Raw genomic sequence first — 22217 nt, forward strand, 5'->3', positions numbered from 1 at the left:
GGTGATGTGATGGATATTTCAGAATTACTTGATGGATTAAATGATAAACAACGTGAGGCAGTCGCCGCCCCCTTGGGCAACTACTTAGTGTTAGCTGGCGCGGGTAGTGGTAAAACGCGAGTGCTAACTTATCGTATTGCTTGGTTGATTGCGGTAGAGCAAATTTCTGAAGGCAGTATAATGGCAGTCACCTTTACCAATAAAGCCGCTGCAGAAATGCGTCATCGAATTGAGCAAACATTGGCGAAATATTCATCACAACGCATAATGGGAATGTGGACTGGCACATTTCATAGTATTGCACACCGTCTATTACGCGCCCATTATGCGGATGCTGGGCTACCACAGGATTTTCAAATTTTAGATAGTGATGATCAGCAACGTTTGATTAAACGCTTGATTAAACTACATAATATTGACGAAAAAGCGTATCCGCCGAAACAGGCTTGCTGGTATATTAATAACAAAAAAGAAGAAGGTTTGCGTCCGCATCAACTTGATGATGAGGGTGATATTCAAGAACGCACTTGGATTAAAATTTATCAAATTTATCAAGATGCTTGTGATAGAGCGGGCTTGTTAGATTTTTCTGAATTATTGTTGCGAGCGTATGAATTGTGGCTGAAAAAACCATTAATTTTGCAACGTTATCAGCAGCGTTTTTCGCATATTTTGGTGGACGAGTTCCAAGATACCAACAAAATCCAATATGCGTGGATCAAATTATTGGTGGGAGAAACGGGTAAAATAATGATCGTAGGCGATGACGATCAGTCTATTTATGGCTGGCGTGGCGCACAAGTTGAAAATATTCACCGTTTCTTAGAAGATTTTCATAATGCACAAACCATTCGCCTTGAGCAAAATTATCGTTCTACGGGCAATATTCTCAACAGTGCCAACCATTTAATTGCGAATAATAGTAACCGTCTTGGTAAGGATTTATGGACGGAGGGGGAGCAAGGCGATCCTGTTGGGATTTATGCCGCCTTTAATGAAATTGACGAAGCTCAGTTTGTGGCAAGCCAAATCAAAATCTGGCTCGATGATGGTGGAAAATTAGATGATTGTGCTATTTTATATCGTAGTAATAGCCAATCTCGTGTTATTGAAGAAGCCTTAATTCGCGCCCAAATTCCTTATCGAATTTATGGTGGATTGCGTTTCTTTGAACGGCAAGAAATTAAAGATGCCTTAGCGTATTTACGTTTGATCGCCAATCGCTTTGATGATGCCGCCTTTGAGCGAGTGATCAACACTCCAGCCCGAGGAATTGGCGATCGAACCTTAGATGTGTTACGTCAATTAACTCGTGAGCGACAAATTACTCTATGGCAAGCCATTCACGTTGCCATTCAGGAAAATATGTTAGCAGGACGGGCAGCAACCGCTTTATTGCGTTTTACGGAATTAATTAATTCCTTACAACAAGATAGTGCAGAAATGCCACTATTTGCCCAAACTGATTTTGTCATTAAACACTCCGGCTTGTATGAAATGTATAAGCAGGAGAAAGGTGAAAAAGGTGAAGTGCGGATCGAAAATTTGGAAGAACTGGTGAGTGCAACTCGAGAATTTATTAAACCAGATGAAGCAGAAGAAATGACAGATTTAATGGCATTTCTCACCCACGCCTCTTTAGAAGCGGGGGAAGAACAGGCCTCAGCCCATGAATCAAGTGTACAAATGATGACATTACATTCCGCCAAAGGGTTAGAATTTGCACGTGTGTTTATGATTGGGGTGGAAGAAGGTTTATTTCCGAGTTTCCGTTCTTTTGAAGAACCGGGGCGTTTAGAAGAGGAACGCCGTCTGGCTTATGTTGGCATCACCCGAGCCAAGCAAAAACTTACCATTAGCTATGCGGAAAGCCGCCGATTATATGGCAAAGAAGAACGCCATATTCCCTCTCGTTTTATTGAAGAATTACCAAAGGATTGTATTCAAGAAGTGCGTTTACGTGGCACGGTGACGCGTGCGTATAATCGTGCTGCCGTCGGTTCGTTAAATAGTCATAAAGCTAGAAATGATAGGGAATGGCGAATGGGACAAAAAGTTAGACACGCTAAATTTGGTAATGGCACAATTATTAATGTGGAAGGTGAAGACAATAACACCCGACTACAAATCGCTTTCCAAGGAGAAGGAATTAAATGGCTGATTGCGGCATTGGCGAAGCTAGAGAAGGTCTGATAAATATTTGAGAAAAACACTGCACTTTACTCTGTGTCTCAATGTCAGATTTTCTTACAAATTCAGGGATAGCGAGTAGATATGATAGCGAAGGTACCAATCGTTGTATTCAATTGAAATAGTTTTAGATGTGATGGATGAACATTTACTTTTAACCATTACATCTAAAACGATAGTCATTTCACTTCAAAATAACGAAGATGTTGCGAGTTCCACTACATCTTAGTCGTATATTTTAACTCGTTGAAGTTTTATCTACTCTAGATTTTATGTAGCGATAAAATCAGAGCAAGGTTATTTTCCTTCTCGATCTTCTATTCTCACCGTATTGAGTACCTTATCTTGTTTGATTTTTTAATGTAAACGATAACAGAAAAATGCGGGCTTTTTTTGCTATTTTTTGTAAATGGAATATTGCAATACTCTTTGAACGACAAAATTCCCAATGATTTCGCAATTTCTTATTTACAAGTTTAAAAAATTCCTTTATTAATTAAGACCATTTTATAAAAAATCAGGAGTAAATATGCACACTTTATTTAAAAAATCATTACTGTCGGCATTATTAGGATTGTCTTTATCAGTAGGGACTGTAATGGCGGCGAATGTGCCAGAAGGCACGCAATTAGCGGATAAGCAAGAATTAATCTGGAATGTGAGTTCAAACCCTGCCACCCTTGATCCTCAGAAAATGGAAGGCGATGTTGAGGGGAATTATGCACGTCAACTATATGAAACATTAGTGATTTCTGATGCGAAAGGGCATATTATACCCGGTGCGGCGAGTTCTTGGGAACACAGTGACGACTTTAAAACGTGGACATTCCATTTACGCCCTGAAGCGAAATGGTCTAATGGCGAGCCTGTGGTGGCTGGTGATTTTGTCTATGCTTGGCAACGTTTAGCCGATCCTAAAACTGCCTCACCTTATTCAAGTTTCCTTGAGTTCGTCAAATTAAAAAATGCCGATCAAGTGATTGCTGGCAAACTTTCACCCGCTGAGTTAGGTGTGGAGGCGAAAGACGATCATACGTTAGTGTTGCATTTAACGGAATCCGTTCCTTATGTGGATAAATTGGTTGAACATTATGTATTAGCGCCAGTGAATAAACAGGTCGTAGAACAGTTTGGTGATAATTGGACAAAACCCGGGAATTTAGTTGGTAATGGGGCGTTTGTATTAAAATCCGCGGTGGTTAATGAAAAAGCGGAATTAGAACGTAATCCATATTATTGGGATAATGCACATACTGTATTAGAAAAAATCGTATTATTGCCGATTGAATCCGCTTCAATAGATGTCTCTCGTTACCGTGCTGGTGATGAAGATATGACAGGAAAAGAAATTCCAATTGAGCTTTATGCCAAAGTCAAAAAAGAGTTGGGCGATGAATTAACACACGCCCCGCAACTTTGTACTTATCTTTATGAAATTAACACCGCCAAAGCGCCATTTGATAATCCTAAAGTGCGTAAAGCTTTGTCTTTAGCGTTAGAGCGTGAAATTTTAACGGATAAAATCTTACAACAAGGTCAAAAACCTGCTTATATTTTTACCCCACCATTTATCAATGGCGCGGAAAAAATGGCAAATCCTGAATGGGCGAATTGGACACAAGATCAGCGTAATCAAGCTGCGCTTAACCTATTGAAAGAAGCGGGATTTGATAAATCACACCCATTAAATTTTAACTTATTGTATAACACCTCAGACAACCATAAGAAATTGGCGAGTGCAGCACAATCTATTTGGAAGAAAAATTTACAAGGGGTTGTCAATGTAACCCTAGAAAATCAGGAATGGAAAACCTATCTAGATACGCGTCATCAAGGCAATTTTGATGTAGCGCGTGCGGGTTGGTGTGCCGATTATAATGAAGCGAGTACGTTCTTAAATTATTATTTATCCAACAGTGCAAATAATACAGCATTCTATAAAAACGCTGCTTATGATGCCTTGATTGCTTCCGCATTTAACGCACAAAATGATGAACAACGTGCTGAAATTTATGCACAAGCAGAGCAAATATTAGACAATGATACTGCACTGATCCCCGTTTATCATTATGTGCAGCCTCGCCTGATTAAGCCTTGGGTAAAAGGTTTTGCTTATGCACATCCTGCACAAAACTATTATTTAAAAGACGTTTATATTATTAAACATTAATCTTTTTACACCCGCACATGGTTTACATTATTAAGTGCGGGTGTTTTTTCGTTATTTTTATCTTTGTGGGATAACATTATGCTTAAATTAATTTTTCGCCGTATCTTAGAGGCGATCCCAACCCTATTTATTTTAATCACGGTTTCTTTTTTTATGATGCGACTTGCCCCCGGTAGTCCATTTTCCAGTGAAAAAAATTACCCCCCAGAAGTGATCGCAAATATCGAAGCAAAATATCACTTAAATGAGCCACTTATGGTGCAATATGGGATTTATTTGAAAGATTTAGCGCACGGTGATTTTGGTCCTTCCTTTAAATATAAGGATTACACGGTTAATCAGCTTGTTGCACAATCTTTCCCTGTTTCCTTAAAGTTAGGTTTTTCTGCCTTTTTAATCGCACTGATATGCGGCATTTCTGCTGGTGTGATTGCGGCATTAAAGCAAAACAAGTGGCTAGATTATTTAATAATGACCTTTGCAATGACAGGTGTTGTTGTACCGAGTTTTGTTGTTGCGCCGTTGTTAATATTAATTTTTTCGATTACGCTGAAATGGCTTCCCTCTGGCGGCTGGGAAGGGGGACAGCTAAGTAATATTATCTTACCAATGATTGCGCTTTCTTTATCCTATATTGCCAGCATTGCTCGAATTATGCGTAGTTCAATGATTGAAGTATTGCATTCAAATTTTATCCGTACGGCAAAATCGAAAGGATTACCGATGTCGCGTATTATCTTAAAACACGCGTTACGTCCCGCGTTATTACCTGTGATCTCTTATATGGGGCCGGCATTCGTTGGGATTATTACCGGATCAATGGTGATTGAAAGCATTTTTGTTTTGCCCGGAATTGGTCAGCTTTTTGTTAATGGCGCGTTAAACCGAGATTATTCTTTAGTACTCAGTTTAACCATTTTAGTGGGAACATTAACCATCATTTTTAATGCCATCGTCGATATTTTATATGCGGTGATTGATCCGAAAATTCGTTATTAATGGAGTGCCAAAAAAATGATAAAAACAAAAGAAAATCAAGCACTGATGGAAAAATTGGGCGAGCAATTAGAACAGGTTGAAGGACGCAGTTTATGGCAAGATGCAAGACGCCGTTTTTTCCGTAATAAAGCGGCGGTGATGAGCTTGTTTGTGCTGTTTTTAATTTTACTTTTTGTCACCTTTGCGCCAATGTTAATGCCTTTTAGTTATGATGACACGGATTGGGCAATGATGGCTTCACCGCCAGATGTTGAATCAATGCATTATTTAGGCACAGACGGATTAGGACGAGATCTTCTGGTTCGCCTTGCCATTGGTGGACGAATTTCCTTATTAGTAGGGATTGCTGGCGCATTTATCGCTGTTTTAGTTGGTACGCTTTATGGGGCAACAGCGGGTTATGTGGGCGGCAAAACCGATGCCATTTTAATGCGTATTTTAGAGATCTTATATTCTTTCCCCTTTATGTTCTTTGTGATCCTATTGGTGACCTTCTTTGGGCAAAATATTTTGCTTATTTTCGTGGCAATAGGAATGGTCTCTTGGTTGGATATGGCGCGTATCGTGCGTGGACAAACGCTCAGTCTCAAACGTAAAGAATTTATCGAAGCAGCGATTGTATGTGGCGTTTCGCCTCGGCAAATTGTATGGCGACACATCGTTCCAAATGTGTTAGGCGTTGTCGTGGTTTATGCCTCTTTACTCGTGCCGGGAATGATCTTATTTGAATCCTTTTTAAGTTTCTTAGGGCTAGGTACGCAAGAACCACTTAGTAGCTGGGGCGCATTATTAAATGATGGGGCAAAATCAATGGAAGCCACCCCTTGGCTACTGATTTTTCCAGCGGTTTTTTTAGTAATTACATTATTTTGTTTTAATTTTATTGGTGATGGCTTGCGTGATGCGCTTGATCCAAAAGATCGATAAGGTGAGAAAATGAAAAACGAAAAACACCCTCTCCTTGATGTACAAGATTTAAGAGTCACCTTCAAAACACCAGATGGTGAGGTTACCGCCGTGAATAATTTAACCTTTACCCTCAACGCAGGGGAAACCCTCGGTATTGTTGGGGAGTCAGGCTCGGGCAAATCACAAACTGCCTTTGCATTAATGGGATTATTGGCGGATAACGGTAAAACCTCTGGTTCTGCTCGTTTTAATGGAGAAGAAATTTTAGGTTTATCCTCATCACAATTAAATCGCTTAAGAGCGGAGCAAATTGCGATGATTTTCCAAGATCCAATGACCTCGTTAAATCCTTATATGAAAATTGGCGAGCAGCTAACCGAAGTGCTGGTCTTACATAAAGGGTACAGCTATAAGCAAGCCTTTGAAGAATCTGTAAAAATGTTAGATGCGGTGAAAATGCCAGAAGCACGTAAACGAATGGCAATGTATCCACACGAATTTTCTGGCGGGATGCGTCAGCGTGTTATGATCGCAATGGCATTATTATGCCGTCCAAAATTATTGATTGCCGATGAACCAACCACCGCCTTAGATGTAACAGTACAAGCACAGATTATGACCTTATTAAATGAGTTAAAACACGAGTTTAATACAGCAATTATTATGATTACTCACGATCTCGGCGTGGTGGCAGGGAGCTGTGATCAAGTGCTGGTGATGTATGCGGGAAGAACAATGGAATATGGTTCAGCGAAAGAAATTTTCTATCAGCCAACGCATCCTTACTCCATTGGTTTAATCAATGCAGTGCCACGCTTAGATTCTGAAGAAGATAAACTCTTAACGATTCCGGGCAATCCGCCGAATTTATTACATTTGCCAACGGGCTGCCCGTTTAGCCCACGTTGCCAATTTGCCACGGAACAATGTAAAGATAGCCCATTATTAGAGGAATTTGCACCAAATCGTTTACGCGCGTGTTTTATTGCCCCTACTCAGCTGCTAAGAGGAAATTAAGATGAAAAAATTATTACTTGAAGTCGAAGATCTTAGCGTACATTTCAACGTGCAAAGCAACGAAGGCTTTTTATTTAAGAAAAAGCAAACCTTGCACGCGGTAAACCACGTCTCGTTTAAATTATATGAAGGAGAAACCTTAGGCGTGGTAGGCGAGTCTGGCTGTGGAAAATCCACCCTTGCTCGCTCGATTATTGGTTTGGTGAAATCCGCAGGTGGCAATATTTTGTGGCTAGGTAACGATCTCAGCCAACAAAGCGAAAAACAGTGGCATAGCACGCGTAAAGATATTCAAATGATTTTCCAAGATCCCTTGGCATCACTCAATCCAAGAATGACGATTGGAAATATTATTGCTGAGCCACTGAAGATTTACTTCCCGCATTTATCTGCACAAGAAGTCAAAGAGCGTGTGCAAGCAATGATGTTAAAAGTAGGCTTATTGCCAAATTTAATTAACCGCTATCCACACGAATTTTCGGGCGGTCAGTGTCAGCGTATTGGCATTGCTCGTGCATTGATTATTGAGCCTAAACTGATTATCTGTGATGAACCTGTTTCTGCTCTTGATGTTTCCATTCAAGCACAGGTGGTCAATTTACTTAAATCGTTGCAAAAAGAAATGGGGTTATCACTGATTTTTATTGCACACGATTTAGCGGTGGTAAAACATATTTCTGATCGCGTTCTGGTGATGTATTTAGGTAATGCGGTGGAGTTGGGGACTTATGACAAGGTCTATCACGAAACCAAGCATCCTTACACCAAAGCGTTGATGTCTGCTGTGCCAATCCCAGATCCGGATTTGGAACGAGGTAAAAAAATTCAGCTACTCGAAGGTGATCTCCCTTCCCCGATCAATCCCCCTTCTGGTTGTGTGTTTCGTACTCGATGCCCATTAGCGGATACAGAATGTACATTAAGCAAACCGCGTTTAACGGGGAATAATCAGCATTTGGTTGCTTGCTTTAAAGTATAACTGTGACAGTTGAAATTAAAGTGCGGTATTTTTTCAATAGATTTTTTATCGTAAAAATCAAAGAAAAAGCACCGCACTTAATAATCGGATTAGTTTAAATATTTAAATACCTTGATAACCTTTAAAACCCCAGCCACATTGCGAGCAACCTCTGTTGCGGCATCAGCTTGTTGTTGAGTGAGGTTTCCCATTAAGAACACTTCACCGTTTTCTGTGATGACTTTGACATCGGTGGCTTTTACCCCTGAATTGACAAAGAGTTTGGATTTAATTTGGGTGGTGATCCAGCTATCTTGGCTGATTTGCCCAAGCGAGATCGGAGAGCCTACACGCAGTTCATTATAAACTTCAGAAACATTATCAACGCCTTTGGCAAGCCCGGTGGCAATTTCTTTTAGATTTTCATTTGGCACTTGCCCGATAAGTAGAATCCTTCCGCCATATGAAACCACATTGATTCGAGCTTCGCTATCAAGTTGTTGATCTTTATTAATGGCGTGTAGAACTTTTTCTTCAAGGGTTTCATCATCAACCTGTGTTCCCACTGTTCTTGGATCAGTGGCGACTTTTGTTGCTACGGCTGTTGCCCCAACAATGCCGGCAACCGTGGCACTAACGCAGCCTTGTAGCAAGAATGCGCTGCCGAGAATTAGGGCTAGTTTTTTTAAATTCCTTGTTTTCATTGTTGTACTCCTTTTGGGTTGTAAGCGGTTGAGTGCTAGGAATGAGAAAAAAGCGTGTGGTCAATTAACTCACAAATCGTATTAATAATAAAGAGATGATGCTCCAAAATACGGCTTTCTTTTACTGTTGGTGCGGTGATTTCCAAATCCTGTTCTGTCAGAAAGCCTTGAATATGATCGTTATTCGCGCCCGTTAATGCGATGACACTGATTTCTTTATTTAGTGCGGAATTAATGGTATCTAGCACCATTTCTTCATTACCAAAAGGGGAAAATACCACCAACAGATCCCCTTGTTGTGCTATGGCATTAAATTGGCGTTGATAAAATTGCTGTTTAGGGCGATCGGCGATAATGGCGGAGCCAATCGCATTATCTAAACTCAATAGTACAGAAGGAAAGCTCGGGCGTTCTAATTCATAGCGATTGAGTAAATTCGCCACCAGAAATTGTGCATTGGCGTAAGATCGCCCTTGCCCGCAGACGATAATTTTATTACCACGCAATAAGCAGGCGACGATGTTTTGCACGGCTTGAAAAATTGCATTGGGCAATAAGCTTGAGGCTGAAATCTGGGTTTGTATGCTTTCGCTATAAAGATCTTTTATTTTATCTAACATTGTGATTTATCAGGCTTATTCATCAAGAAAATTGGGAATCCATTGTAGGTCTTGTATTGTATTACCAAATGCCACTAAATCAAAACGACAATCGGTATCTTCGAGGCTACAATCTTGTTTAGCCAGCCACATATTGGCGGCATCTAACCATTTTTGCTGTTTTTGCCAATCTACGCTTTCCACCGCAGAGCCAAAAAAATCATTTTTTCTTTGCCGCACTTCGACAAACACAATGGTATCGCCATCTTGCATAATCAAATCAAGTTCACCACATTTAAAGTGTTGGTTAGCGGCAATAAATTTTAGCCCTTTGGATTGTAAAAAAAGGCGAGCTTGTTGCTCAAAGCTCGCCCCTTGATGACGTTTAGATTTAAACATAATTAATTGCTTAATACCACCACGGAGGCATTTTGGTATTGATACCACGTCATTTCTCGTTCGATATTACAGTTTGGACCCGCACTTAATTTACCGGTTAAACCGTTGATATTGAATCCCGGAACTTGACGTAATTCATTAAATTGATTGATTAACAACCACGCATCAGCACCCATAGCATATAAACGCATTAAGGAGTAATCACCATTGGTAACGCTTGCTACTTTTTTATATTGTGCAGAATCTACATCTTTAAAGAAGGGAATATCACTAAATTCTAACCCATTCATTAATAAGCGATATTCAGGTGTGTTGTTTGAGGAATTACTGCGTGAACTTGCGAATAACTTCAGGTTAATATTGCTGTTATCAATTGCCAGTTTAATATCACTAAGCTGATTGTTCGTTGCCACAATATATAACGCTTGAATAGGTTGGCTTAAGCCTGATTGGAGCGTATAAGTGATGTCATCGGCATTATTATAAAATTTGATATTGGCATCTGTACCTGAAAGTTGTTGCCAGCGGGTGTTAAATGCAGAGGCCGTACGGCGACCAAGGTCGCTTTGTGGCACAATGATAAATGGGTTTTGAATACCTTGATCCCAAATGCGATTCGCGGCAGATTCAGCTTCGTCTTCAGGCGCTAAGCCATAATAGCAGAGCTGACCAATTGCTCGAGAATTTTCAGTAGAATTTAAGGTAAGCACGTTTAGCCCTTGCAATAAGTCAGGGCGGTTGGTTAATTTATCTACATTTTGTTTTAACAACGGACCGACAATGGTATTAATTCCCTCTAGTTTGGCTTGTTCAATGATATTTTCCACTGGTGTAGCAAGGGTATCAAAAACTTTAACCTGAATATCCGAATTCCCTCTTGCATCATCAAATCCGCGTTTAATGGTGCTACCAATGATCTGCGCATCGCCACTTAATGGAAGCAGTAGGGCAACTTGGTTTAATTGTGTTTGTTGGAAATTAAATAACCCTTGCAGTTCTGTTGGGAAGAGATAACTTGCGCTATGTCTTGGATAAGCCGCTTTCCAGCTTTGTAAGGCTTGGCTTAATTGTGCTGGGTGATTTAAGTTATCATTATATGCTTTAGCTAATGCTAACCAGCCACCTAATGCGGCACTGCCTTCTGCCGATGTGTTGTTAATTAAGCCACGGTTTGCATTGCGTAATAATGCCCAAGTGCGGTCATTATTTTCTTGTTTTCTTTGGCTGTCCGTTAATAGGGAGTCAATTTGAATACGCGCTTTCACGGCATTCATAATTTGATTACGATTTTTGGCTACACGCGCCACAACCTCATAATAGCGCGCTTGTTGTGAAGGGCTTAATAAGGCAAGATTAATCGCCTTTAAACGGCTATCCGCCGCTTTATTATTCCCTTTCATCGCCGCAATATGCGCTTCAATGATCGCTTTATCAAGTAGCTGTTCTTCATTGAGATCGTTTAATTCTGCTAACATCGCTTGAGCTTGAGGGATTTTATTCTCACGCACTAAAACACGCGCGGCAAGTAATTTATAGGTTTGTTGATCTTCAAGATTTTGCGTGCGTTGAATTTGATTGATGTAATATTCAGAACTGGCATTTGCATCGTTTTTCAGCACATTTGTGAAACTGTTTCCAAATAAATTGGTACAGCCTGCTAAGAGCAATGCAAATAAAAAAGGCATTAATTGATTTTTTAAATTAATGCGTTGTAATAGAATAGTCATAATTACTCCGTTGTTGAAAACAATCTCGGGGATCTTACTTATCTCAATAATTAAAATCAAATAAAAGAAGTAAAAATGGACAATTTAACTGGAATTTTATATATCGTGGCAACACCCATTGGCAATTTGCAGGATATTACGCAACGTGCTTTACAAGTATTGGAACAAGTGGATTTAGTTGCCGCTGAAGATACCCGCCATAGTGGTTTATTGCTCAGCCATTACGGCATTAAAAAGCCTTTTTTTGCACTGCACGATCATAATGAACAACAAAAAGCCGATATTTTATGCGAAAAACTGTTGCAAGGGACAAGCATTGCATTAATTTCTGATGCGGGTACGCCACTGATTAGCGATCCGGGCTTTCATTTAGTGAGAAAGTGTCGCCAAGCGGGGATTAAAATCGTCCCAATTCCCGGCGCGTGTGCGGCGATTGCAGGGCTCTGTGCCTCAGGCATTGCGTCTGCTCGTTTTTGCTTTGAAGGCTTTCTGCCCGCCAAATCCAAAGCGCGTTGCGATAAATTAGAAAATCTTGCAAAAGAAGATCGCACTTTGATTTTCTATGAATCCACTCACCGTATTTTAGATTGTCTTGCGGATATAGAAAAGGTGTTCGGTGCAGAACGTTATGTAGTGCTAGCACGAGAGCTGACTAAAACGTGGGAAACGATTTACGGTGATGAGATAGGGGCATTACGTCAATGGGTCAGTGACGATCCAAACCGCAGCAAAGGCGAAATGGTGCTGATTGTAGAAGGCAATGTGAAGTGCGAGGAGGAAAGTTTTTCACCACAAGCCATCAAAGCCTTAGCACTTATCGCAAAAGAACTTCCACTCAAAAAAGCCGCGGCGATTGTCGCCGAGCTTTATGGTTATAAGAAAAATGCGTTGTATCAGTTTGGGTTGGAGAATTTGTAAATTCAAGCCATTAAAAAAATTGATGTGCTATGTTACCACAAAATATCGCATTCAATATTTTTTGATTTGTAAATGAACAATAACGCTATCCAGTACAACACTGTATAGCATTTTTCTGTTAGAATAGCCGCCAATTTATTTACCCTTAACCCCGAATTGAATGAATGGATAGCCAAACTGTCATCAACGCCTTTGCTGAAAATGGAGTATTAAGTCAGCACATTAAAGGATTTCGCCCACGTGCCGAACAATTAGAAATGGCGCAAGCCGTGTCGGAGGCGATTTCGCACAAGCAAGCGCTTGTGGTAGAAGCGGGGACAGGCACGGGGAAAACCTTTGCGTATTTAGTGCCTGCGTTACTTGCCGGCAAGAAAACCATTATTTCCACAGGCTCAAAAAATTTACAAGATCAATTATTTAATCGTGATCTTCCGGCTATAAAAAAAGCGTTGCGCTATACAGGGAAAATCGCCTTATTAAAAGGGCGTGCCAATTATCTTTGCCTTGAGCGTTTAGATCAGCTTATTGCACAAGGTGTGTTAGGGGATCGCACCGTATTAGCGGATCTTGCTAAAGTGCGAAAATGGAATAATGCCACCAAAACGGGGGATTTAAGCGAATGTGTGGAGATTGCGGAAGATAGCCCGATTTTGCCCCAGCTCACCAGTACTACCGAAAGTTGCCTAGGTTCAGATTGCCCTAATTATGCGGATTGCTATGTGGCAGCCGCTCGCAAAAAAGCGTTAAACGCAGATTTAGTGGTGGTGAACCATCATTTGTTTTTTGCGGATATGGCGGTAAAAGAAAGTGGCTTCGGTGAGCTTATTCCTAATGCGCAAGCCATTATTTTTGATGAAGCCCACCAAATTGCCGATGTGGCGAGCCAATATTTCGGCATATCCCTCACTTCACGTCAATTATTTGATTTATGCAAAGATGCCAATATTGTTTATCGTACAGAATTAAAAGATATGAAACAGCTTGGCGTGGCGGCTGATACTTTACTTAAAGTAGTGCAAGATTTTCGTCTATTATTGGGCGAAGGTAATCGGCGAGGAAATTGGCGAGAGTTATATGCACAACATTCAATGCATTCAGCAGATAAAAGTGCGGTGCAAAAATGCGTAGAATTATTGCAAGAGAAATTAGCCTTTTTATCCGAAGTAGTGAAGCTTTCTCTCGGGCGTTCACAAACTCTAGATAGCATTTTTGAACGTGTTGCCAGTATTCAGTTGGTGTTAAAACGCCTGCAAGAAACCCATTTAGTGGGCTATTGTTATTGGTATGAAACAATGGGGCGTGGTTTTGGCTTGCATATCACACCGCTCACTGTGGCTGATAAATTTGGTGAACAGATCAGTAAAAAAGAGGCGGCTTGGGTTTTCACCTCTGCCACCCTTGAAGTTGGGGGCAATTTTCAGCATTTTTGTCAGCGCTTGGGGATTGAAAATGCGGTGCAGAAAATTTTGCCTAGCCCCTTTAATTACCCTGAGCAAGCCCTATTATGCGTGCCACGGTTCCTGCCTGCATTGAACCAATCTCAGACACAAACGCAGTTAGGGCGAATGTTATTACCGATCATCGAAAAAAATCAGGGGCGCTGTTTTGTCCTTTGCACCTCTTATTCTATGATGCGTGGACTGGCAGATTTTTTTCGTGAACACAGTGATTTAACAGTTTTATTACAAGGGGAAACGGCAAAAAGTCAATTATTAGCACAGTTTACTACCCAATCTCACGCGGTGCTGGTGGCAACCTCAAGTTTTTGGGAAGGTGTAGATGTCCGTGGTGATGCCCTTTCTTTAGTGATTATTGATAAATTACCTTTTACCGCACCAGATGAGCCTTTACTTAAAGCACGAATGGAAGATTGTCGCTTACAGGGTAAAGATCCCTTTAATGAGATTCAAATTCCTGAGGCAGTCATCACCTTAAAACAAGGTGTTGGGCGGTTGATCCGTGATATAACAGACCGAGGGGCGGTGATTATTTGTGATAGCCGTTTGGTGATGCGTACCTACGGCGAAACCTTTTTAAAAAGTTTACCAAACGCAACGCGAACCCGAGATTTAAACAACGTAATTCAATTTTTAACAGAGAAAAAATAATGACAACTTTACTCGCTTTAGATACCTCTACGGAGGCGTGTTCTGTCGCCTTATGGCACAAAGGAGAAATAACGCATTTAGATGAATTGGCACAACGCACCCATACAAAACGTATTTTGCCAATGATTGATGAAATTTTAAACCAGTCTGGTATTACGCTCAATCAAGTGGATGCGTTAGTTTTCGGGCGTGGGCCGGGCAGTTTTACTGGCGTGCGTGTCGGCGCAGGGATTGCACAAGGCTTGGCATTAGGGGCTGATTTTCCAGTGATTCCTATTTCTAATCTGACGACAATGGCTCAGCAAGCGTATGAACAATATGGCACGACGCAAGTCCTCTGTGCCATTGATGCAAGAATGAATGAGGTGTATTTCAGCCAACTTAATGCAGAACAAGTGCGGTTGGATTCTCATCAATTTTTACAATGGAATGAGGTGGTTACTGAACAGGTGTGTTCTGCACAACAGGTACTTGAACTTGCACAACAGGGACAAGGCGAGTGGCGTAAAGTTGGCACAGGCTGGGCGGCTTATGAAGCACTTTCGCAGCTTGACTGGGCAACCGCGTCAGACATTCTTTTACCTTCCGCTAGAGCAATGCTACCGTTGGCATTGCCTTATTACTGGCAAAAACAATGGATAAGTGCGGTGGAAATTGAACCCGTTTATTTACGCAATGAAGTTACTTGGAAAAAGTTGCCGGGGCGTGAATAACGCATCAGGATTTGGCACATTCGCGAGCGAGTGATAAAATCCACAAGATTTAATAAAAATAATAAGGATAACAAATGGAAAAGCCTTGGTTTATCAATTATCCAGAGGGGGCAGAAAGGGAACTGGATACCTCCGCTTATGAAAACATCTTAGATATGTTTGATAAAGCCGTGAGAGAACATCCTGATCGTGCCGCTTATATTAATATGGGGCAGGTGCTGACCTTTCGTAAATTAGAAGAGCGTAGCCGTGCCTTTGCTGCTTATTTACAAAATGAATTGAAGTTACAACAAGGCGATCCTGTGGCGTTAATGATGCCTAATTTATTGCAGTATCCTATTGCCTTATTCGGCATACTACGCGCGGGAATGATTGTCGTCAATGTGAATCCGCTTTACACCCCAAGAGAACTCGAACATCAGCTGCAAGACAGCGGTGCCAAAGCGATTGTGGTAGTATCGAATTTTGCCTCAACCCTTGAAAAAGTGGTGTTCAATACCGCGGTTAAACACGTTATTTTAACCCGAATGGGCGATCAGCTTTCTTTTGGCAAACGAACATTGGTGAATTTTGTGGTGAAATACATTAAAAAGCTCGTGCCAAAATATAAACTCCCGCACGCCGTTACTTTCCGTGAAGTGCTTGCCGTTGGCAAATATCGCCAATATGTCCGCCCTAATTTAACACGCAATGATCTTGCCTTTTTACAATATACAGGGGGAACAACAGGCGTTGCGAAAGGGGCAATGCTTTCTCATCACAATATTATTACCAATGTATTTCAGGCAAAATGGATTGCTTATCCTTTTGTTGGCGATCATACCCGTGAACGAAAAGCGATCTTGGCGTTACCGCTGTATCACGTTTTTGCCCTGACGGTGAACTGTTTATTGTTTATTGAATTGGGTGTTACAGCAATTCTGATCACCAATCCACGTGATATTGACGGTTTTGTAAAAGAGCTGAAAAAACATCGCTTTGTGGCGATTACAGGGGTGAACACCTTATTTAATGCCTTATTAAATAATGAGAATTTCAAAGAAATTGATTTTTCACAACTTAAACTTTCTGTGGGTGGCGGAATGGCAATTCAGCAATCTGTCGCAACACGTTGGCACGAAACCACAGGTTGTAGCATTATTGAAGGTTATGGTATGACAGAATGTTCACCACTGATTGCCGCTTGCCCAATTAATGTGGTGAAACACAATGGTACTATTGGGGTTCCTGTTCCCAATACGGACATTAAAATTATCAAAGACAATGGCGAACAAGCGCAACTTGGCGAGCCGGGGGAGCTTTGGGTGAAAGGTGATCAAGTGATGCAAGGTTATTGGAAACGCCCAGAAGCAACCGCTGAAGTACTGAAAGATGGCTGGCTTGCAACGGGAGATATTGTGGTGATGGACGACTCTTACAGCTTGCGTATTGTCGATCGTAAAAAAGATATGATCATCGTTTCGGGATTTAATGTCTATCCAAATGAAATTGAAGATGTGATTATGCTCAATTATAAAGTCGCAGAAGTGGTTGCGATTGGCGTGCCACACGAAGTATCAGGCGAAACAATTAAGGTGTTTGTGGTGAAAAAAGATGAAAGCCTCACACGTGATGAGCTACGCCAACATTGCAGACAGCATCTTACAGGATATAAAATCCCGAAAGATATTGAGTTTAGAGATGAGTTACCGAAATCCAATGTCGGTAAAATTCTCCGCCGTGTGTTACGCGATGAAGAATTAGCGAAGCGTCCATCGCATTAATCGGTTTAAGCGATAAAAATAAATCAAGGGCGGACAAAAAGTTCGCCTTCATTTTATCTTCATTTGAAATAAAGCAATGCGTTAATGCCATTGCAGTATTTTTTATGAGATGTGATTAAAAATGAATGAAATAAGGTTATGTCAGCAATAAAAAAAGAAATCAAAAATCCACCGCACTTTCAAATAATTACTTCAATATTGGCATTGGAGGAAGTTTGCCAACGCGCGAGAGAAAAATCTTACGTTGCATTGGACACCGAATTTATTCGTACCAGAACTTTTTATCCAAAGTTGGGGTTGATCCAACTTTATGATGGTGAGAAGGTAAGTCTGATCGATCCTTTAGTCATTGATGATTTTTCCGCTTTTATTGCGTTGCTTGCAGATATCAATGTCATTAAAATTCTACACGCGAGTAAAGAAGATCTTGAGATTTTTTACCACTACTTCAAACAGTTACCTACACCATTAATCGACACACAGGTTGTAAGTCAATTTTTAGGTTTTGGTCATTCTATGGGATTTGCCAGTTTAATTTATCATTATTTTCAGTTAGAGCTAGATAAAGGTGCTTCACGCACAGATTGGCTCGCACGCCCATTATCCGATGTCCAATTACGCTATGCGGCAGCCGATGTTTGGTATCTCCTTCCTTTATATGAAAAAATGCAACAACATTTATTACAAACACCGTGGCAAAGTGCGGTACAAAATGAATGTGAATTATTGTTAGAAAAAATTAGCAAACCAAGAGATCCTGAACGTGCTTATTTTGATATTCCCAATGCGTGGAAATTAAATGAACAAGCGTTAATGGCGTTAAAACTTCTTGCAAAATGGCGTTTAGAAGAAGCCATTAAACGTGATGTGGCGTTAAATTTTATTGTAAAAAGCGAACATTTGTGGCTTGTGGCGAAACATCTTCCTAAGCACACTTCGGCATTACTTGATTTAGGATTATTGCCGATGGAAGTGCGAGTGAATGGTAAAAAAATGTTACAGCTTGTTGAGAAAGCAAAACGCACGCCTAAAGAAGCGTATCCCTCCCCGATTGTTCGTTTGGTTGATGAACCACGCTATCGCGCTGGATTAAAAATGTTGCAACAAAAATTAAACGAAATCACGCCAGCGGAGTTGCCCATAGAGACTATCTCAAGCAAACGAGGGTTAGAAAGTTTAATGAAATGGTGCTGGATAAAACACCAAGATCCGAATGATTTACCTGATTTATTAAAAGGATGGCGCAAAGAGTTTGGTGAAACATTGCTCAAATCTTTACAAAGTTTTTAATTATATTGCTTGGCAATTTCTTAGCACAGAGATTAGAATAGCGTTCTCTCAATGAGAATAATCCTATAGTTAAACTTTTTTGGCTATATTAGTTATCTATTATTTAAAGGAAAATGTAATGAATAAAATTATTAAATTAACCACGGCGATTATTTTTGCTCTTTTTGTTGCGGCTTGTAATAAAGCTGATCCCGCAGCAGATTATCAAAAATTAGTGGAATGGAGTTTAGCAAATCAGCAAAGTCAAGTCGCTTTTCAGCAAGAATATATGGAAAAATTATCTTCTGGTGATGAAAAACAAATCGTAGAGGCGATGAATGCGTTAAGTGCAAGAAATGCAGAAGTGCAAAAAAGCTTGAATGCGTTAGATATTAAAAGCCCTGAAATCAAACAGTTAAAAGATAAAATGCAATCTGTATTAACATTAACCTCAGAGCTTGCAAAAGATGGCTTAGCATTAATGAATAATGCGTCAGAAGAAGCGACAAAAGCCGTTCAAGCAAAAACAGAAAAAACAACCGCGGCAACAGCAGAGTTACAAAAACTTCAAGCTGAATTAGCCGAAAAATATGGTAAAAAAGCACAATAAAATCTGCTTTATCCTTTTCTAAAAGCCGCCGTTAAGGCGGTTTTTTTTCGTTTAAATTTATAGGCAGATCGGGAAGCTGGCAAAGGTGATTAAGAGAGTAATAAAAATGATAACAGCAATGATAAAAGGGATTTTAGGTGTGCTAAGGGTAGGAAAGAACAATAAAAGAGCAAACGACTTAAACATATCGCTAAACTTACTTAAATACCAGACAATTTAAAAAGCGTATCAATACAATTAATCTGGTATTTTTTCATTTATTTTTGATTTCAGCTCATCTCTTTTCAATGGAATTTAAGTCAGGGCTATATGGCGACAACCAAGGATTTCATAACTCACTTTCTCAATGAATATCAGGGTTGTTTTCCGTTTGTGAAATGTCGCATTATTCATAATGATAACACTCTTTGGAGGTAAAACACTGTTTAACCCATACCTCAAAAAGATGACCATTGACTGACCGTACTGTCAAATAACCCAACAGAGAACAGTTTTCTATTGGACAAAGCCGCTATTGCATTACTCCTATAGAAATCACTTTCATTTAAATGAACCAAATTTCTGCCCGCTATTTTGAGTTTTTTATGCTTTTCTGAAAAGCATCTCTCAGCTTAGGGCAGACTTTGGGGGGCTTCAGCGTCTTTTTTATAAGTGATACTTAGGCGTCGTAAGGCAAAGAAAATACTATTTATAGAATAGCCTAGACATTTTGTACGCTCATATTGATAAGTATCTGGATAAAGATGCACATCTTCTAATAGCGAGACATCATCAATCTTTTTGTTGTTTACTGTAATATATTTGGTTAGTACTAAGTCTTTGCGATTTTTTCTTAAATCTAGGGAGTAACTCGTTTTTGTGTCCTGTGAGGAGTTTGTGAAGGGGGTACGATGTTTGAATAAGCTTAGCTATATAGCCCTGACTTAAATTCCATTGAAAAGAAGTTGGCTGAGATCAAAAATAAACGGAAAAAATATCAAGTTGATTGTATTGATATGCTTTTTAAATTGATGGTGTTTAAGTAAGTTTAGCTATACGTGGTCGGTGAGTCTTCTATTTGAGCTTCCAAAAATGGCGTAATGTCTCGCTCTTTCAGAAAATATGTCCTCAGTAAAGCAATTGTGTTTTTATTTATTGCAGTTAGATTGTAAATTCAAGACATAAAAAAACCGCCACACGAAAATCAGGTGGCGGAGAGGTCTTAAATAAGAAAATTAGTTTGAAAAAGACAACTGCAATTTGCAGTGCACTAGCATTTACTAAGACTCACGAGGCGCGGAATAGTTCACAACTATTTTAAATTTTTTTACGTTTTTGTAAAAATGTTGTGATTTGTGCTTCAATACCTTGTGCGTCCAGTTTCAAGTCTGCCAAAATTTCTTGCTGTGTACCTTGTGGAATGAAGAAATCGGGCAAGCCTAATTGTAATAGTGCGGTAGTTTTGCACTGAGAATTTAGCACTTCAGCCACTGCGCTCCCTGCTCCGCCTTGAATCGCGTTTTCTTCAAGTGTAACCAATAAAGCGTGAGTGTCAGCCAGTTGTTGAATTAAGGTTTCATCAATTGGTTTGACGAATCGCATATCTACAAGGGTTGCGTTTAATTTTTCAGCCACTGCGTTGGCATTTGGCAATAACGTACCAAAATTTAAAATAGCGATCGTTTCCCCTTCACGCAGGACTTTACCTTTTCCGATAGGCAGCATTGCTAATGGATCAAGTGAAACGCCGATAGCGTTGCCTCTAGGGTAGCGTACTGCAGCAGGTTTACCACATTGATAGCCCGTATAAAGCATTTGGCGACATTCATTTTCATCGCTAGGGGTCATAATCACTAAATTTGGAATACAGCGCATAAAGCTAATATCGAATGCCCCTTGATGAGTTTGCCCGTCTGCACCAACTACGCCTGCACGGTCAATGGCAAATAACACGGGAAGATTTTGAATAGCCACATCGTGAATGACCTGATCGTAGGCACGTTGTAAGAACGTCGAATAGATGGCGACGACAGGTTTAAAACCTGCAATCGCTAAGCCTGCGGCGAAGGTAACCGCGTGTTGTTCGGCAATAGCAACATCAAAATATTGCTGTGGAAAACGGTTGGAAAATTCCACCATTCCTGACCCTTCACGCATAGCTGGGGTGATGCCGATTAATTTTGGATCTTGTTCAGCGATTTCACATAGCCAGTTGCCAAAAATTTGTGAATAGGTTGGGGTGGTGGATTTAGGCAATTTTCCGCTCGAAGGATCGAATTTTGGCACACCGTGAAAACCAATAGGATCTTTTTCCGCGGGGGCATAGCCTTTGCCTTTTTTGGTTTTTATATGCAAGAATTGCGGACCTTTTAGGCTGCTCATATTCTTTAATGTGCTAATTAATTCGTCCACATTATGTCCATCAATCGGACCAATATAGTTAAAGCCTAGCTCTTCAAACATTGTGCCGATAGGGGAAACAAAGCCTTTAACGTGTTCTTCCGTTTTTTTGACAAACTCTTTAATAGGCGGCACGCCAGAGAGAATTTTTTTACCGCCTTCGCGCAAAGTGGAATAGAAAGAGCCAGAAAATAGGCGAGCAAGATAATTATTCAACGCCCCCACGTTCTCGGAAATGGACATTTCATTGTCATTGAGAATCACCAACATATCGGTGTGCAATGCACCTGCGTGGTTGAGTGCTTCAAAGGCCATTCCAGCGGTAATTGCCCCATCACCAATCACACAAACGGTTTTACGTCCTGCATTTTCTTTTTCTGCCGCAACGGCAATACCAAGCCCAGCGCTGATTGAGGTAGAAGAATGCCCCACGCTTAGCACATCAAATTCGCTTTCATCACGCCAAGGAAAAGGATGAAGTCCATTTTTTTGACGAATGGTGGACATTTTATCGCGGCGTCCAGTGAGAATTTTATGCGGATAGGCCTGATGCCCTACATCCCAAATAAGCTGATCAAATGGGGTATTAAACACATAATGCAAGGCAACCGTGAGTTCTACCGTGCCTAAACCTGATGCCAAATGTCCGCTACTTTGACTAACACTTTCTAACAAATATCCGCGTAATTCATTACAAAGTTGGGGAAGTTGATCTTTATTTAAAAGACGCAAATCGTCCGGTGAATTAATCAGTGATAAAAGAGGATATTTTTCCATTGTTAATC

17 protein-coding genes and 1 pseudogene are annotated in these 22217 nt (G+C 40.4%); 12 read left to right on the forward strand and 6 right to left on the reverse strand.

The window, feature by feature from the left end:
- The first annotated feature begins 9 nt into the window (after positions 1-9).
- The 6 genes from uvrD to oppF all read left to right on the forward strand — a co-directional run bounded on the left by uvrD (position 10) and on the right by oppF (position 8264).
- Positions 10-2193 (forward strand): DNA helicase II, encoded by a 2184-nt coding sequence (uvrD, locus tag L5B83_RS07245; RefSeq protein ID WP_265778009.1) that lies wholly within the window; start codon positions 10-12, stop codon positions 2191-2193.
- 526 nt (positions 2194-2719) lie between these two features.
- Positions 2720-4360, forward strand: a complete 1641-nt coding sequence (locus L5B83_RS07250) for an ABC transporter substrate-binding protein (protein ID WP_265778010.1) — start codon at positions 2720-2722, stop codon at positions 4358-4360.
- A 78-nt stretch (positions 4361-4438) separates the two neighbouring features.
- Complete coding sequence (gene oppB, locus L5B83_RS07255) at positions 4439-5359, forward strand: oligopeptide ABC transporter permease OppB (protein ID WP_265778011.1); 921 nt, start codon at positions 4439-4441, stop codon at positions 5357-5359.
- A 15-nt stretch (positions 5360-5374) separates the two neighbouring features.
- Positions 5375-6286, forward strand: coding sequence for an oligopeptide ABC transporter permease OppC (gene oppC / locus L5B83_RS07260; protein ID WP_250363149.1), 912 nt, complete (start codon positions 5375-5377; stop codon positions 6284-6286).
- 9 nt (positions 6287-6295) lie between these two features.
- Positions 6296-7285: an ABC transporter ATP-binding protein gene (locus tag L5B83_RS07265; RefSeq protein ID WP_250350034.1), complete on the forward strand. Its 990-nt coding sequence runs from the start codon at positions 6296-6298 to the stop codon at positions 7283-7285.
- A gap of 1 nt (position 7286) precedes the next feature.
- Complete coding sequence (gene oppF / locus L5B83_RS07270; RefSeq protein ID WP_265761828.1) at positions 7287-8264, forward strand: murein tripeptide/oligopeptide ABC transporter ATP binding protein OppF; 978 nt, start codon at positions 7287-7289, stop codon at positions 8262-8264.
- Between the two features lie 89 nt (positions 8265-8353).
- Here the strand turns inward: oppF and dolP are convergent, their stop codons facing one another.
- Genes dolP through L5B83_RS07290 form a run of 4 tightly spaced genes read right to left on the reverse strand, consistent with a single transcriptional unit; the run spans position 8354 to position 11672 of the window.
- Positions 8354-8947 (reverse strand): division/outer membrane stress-associated lipid-binding lipoprotein, encoded by a 594-nt coding sequence (gene dolP, locus L5B83_RS07275; RefSeq protein WP_265778012.1) that lies wholly within the window; start codon positions 8945-8947, stop codon positions 8354-8356.
- A 35-nt stretch (positions 8948-8982) separates the two neighbouring features.
- On the reverse strand, positions 8983-9567 hold the full coding sequence (locus L5B83_RS07280) for a D-sedoheptulose-7-phosphate isomerase (protein ID WP_265778013.1): 585 nt from the start codon (positions 9565-9567) through the stop codon (positions 8983-8985).
- Between the two features lie 15 nt (positions 9568-9582).
- Positions 9583-9945 (reverse strand): YraN family protein, encoded by a 363-nt coding sequence (locus L5B83_RS07285; protein WP_250350038.1) that lies wholly within the window; start codon positions 9943-9945, stop codon positions 9583-9585.
- 2 nt (positions 9946-9947) lie between these two features.
- Positions 9948-11672 (reverse strand): penicillin-binding protein activator, encoded by a 1725-nt coding sequence (locus L5B83_RS07290; protein WP_265778014.1) that lies wholly within the window; start codon positions 11670-11672, stop codon positions 9948-9950.
- A gap of 75 nt (positions 11673-11747) precedes the next feature.
- On the opposite strand from L5B83_RS07290, the gene rsmI reads away from it, so the two are divergent.
- The 6 genes from rsmI (at position 11748) to L5B83_RS07320 (ending at position 19053) form a co-directional block, all read left to right on the forward strand.
- Positions 11748-12590 carry a 16S rRNA (cytidine(1402)-2'-O)-methyltransferase gene (gene rsmI / locus L5B83_RS07295; RefSeq protein ID WP_265778015.1) on the forward strand — a complete coding sequence of 281 codons (843 nt, stop codon included), beginning with the start codon at positions 11748-11750 and terminating at the stop codon, positions 12588-12590.
- Positions 12591-12754: 164 nt separating this feature from the next.
- On the forward strand, positions 12755-14698 hold the full coding sequence (locus L5B83_RS07300) for an ATP-dependent DNA helicase (RefSeq protein WP_265778016.1): 1944 nt from the start codon (positions 12755-12757) through the stop codon (positions 14696-14698).
- A complete protein-coding gene (gene tsaB, locus L5B83_RS07305) occupies positions 14698-15411 on the forward strand; it encodes a tRNA (adenosine(37)-N6)-threonylcarbamoyltransferase complex dimerization subunit type 1 TsaB (RefSeq protein ID WP_265778017.1) in 714 nt (237 codons plus the stop codon). The genes L5B83_RS07300 and tsaB overlap by 1 nt, the downstream gene beginning before the upstream one ends.
- A 74-nt stretch (positions 15412-15485) precedes the next feature.
- Positions 15486-17174: a long-chain-fatty-acid--CoA ligase FadD gene (fadD, locus tag L5B83_RS07310; protein ID WP_265761887.1), complete on the forward strand. Its 1689-nt coding sequence runs from the start codon at positions 15486-15488 to the stop codon at positions 17172-17174.
- A 138-nt stretch (positions 17175-17312) separates the two neighbouring features.
- On the forward strand, positions 17313-18464 hold the full coding sequence (gene rnd / locus L5B83_RS07315; RefSeq protein ID WP_265778018.1) for a ribonuclease D: 1152 nt from the start codon (positions 17313-17315) through the stop codon (positions 18462-18464).
- Between the two features lie 118 nt (positions 18465-18582).
- The gene (locus tag L5B83_RS07320; RefSeq protein ID WP_265778019.1) at positions 18583-19053 is read left to right on the forward strand and encodes a hypothetical protein; all 471 of its coding nucleotides are present in this window, start codon (positions 18583-18585) and stop codon (positions 19051-19053) included.
- A 611-nt stretch (positions 19054-19664) separates the two neighbouring features.
- Here L5B83_RS07320 and L5B83_RS12460 read toward each other — a convergent pair.
- Together L5B83_RS12460 and dxs are read right to left on the reverse strand one after the other, a co-directional pair.
- A pseudogene (locus tag L5B83_RS12460) lies at positions 19665-19868 on the reverse strand (IS630 transposase-related protein); the annotation flags it as partial.
- Between the two features lie 481 nt (positions 19869-20349).
- Complete coding sequence (dxs, locus tag L5B83_RS07325; protein WP_265778020.1) at positions 20350-22209, reverse strand: 1-deoxy-D-xylulose-5-phosphate synthase; 1860 nt, start codon at positions 22207-22209, stop codon at positions 20350-20352.
- Positions 22210-22217 lie beyond the last annotated feature (8 nt).

The organism is Avibacterium sp. 21-599 (assembly GCF_026226765.1).
GTDB lineage: Bacteria > Pseudomonadota > Gammaproteobacteria > Enterobacterales > Pasteurellaceae > Avibacterium.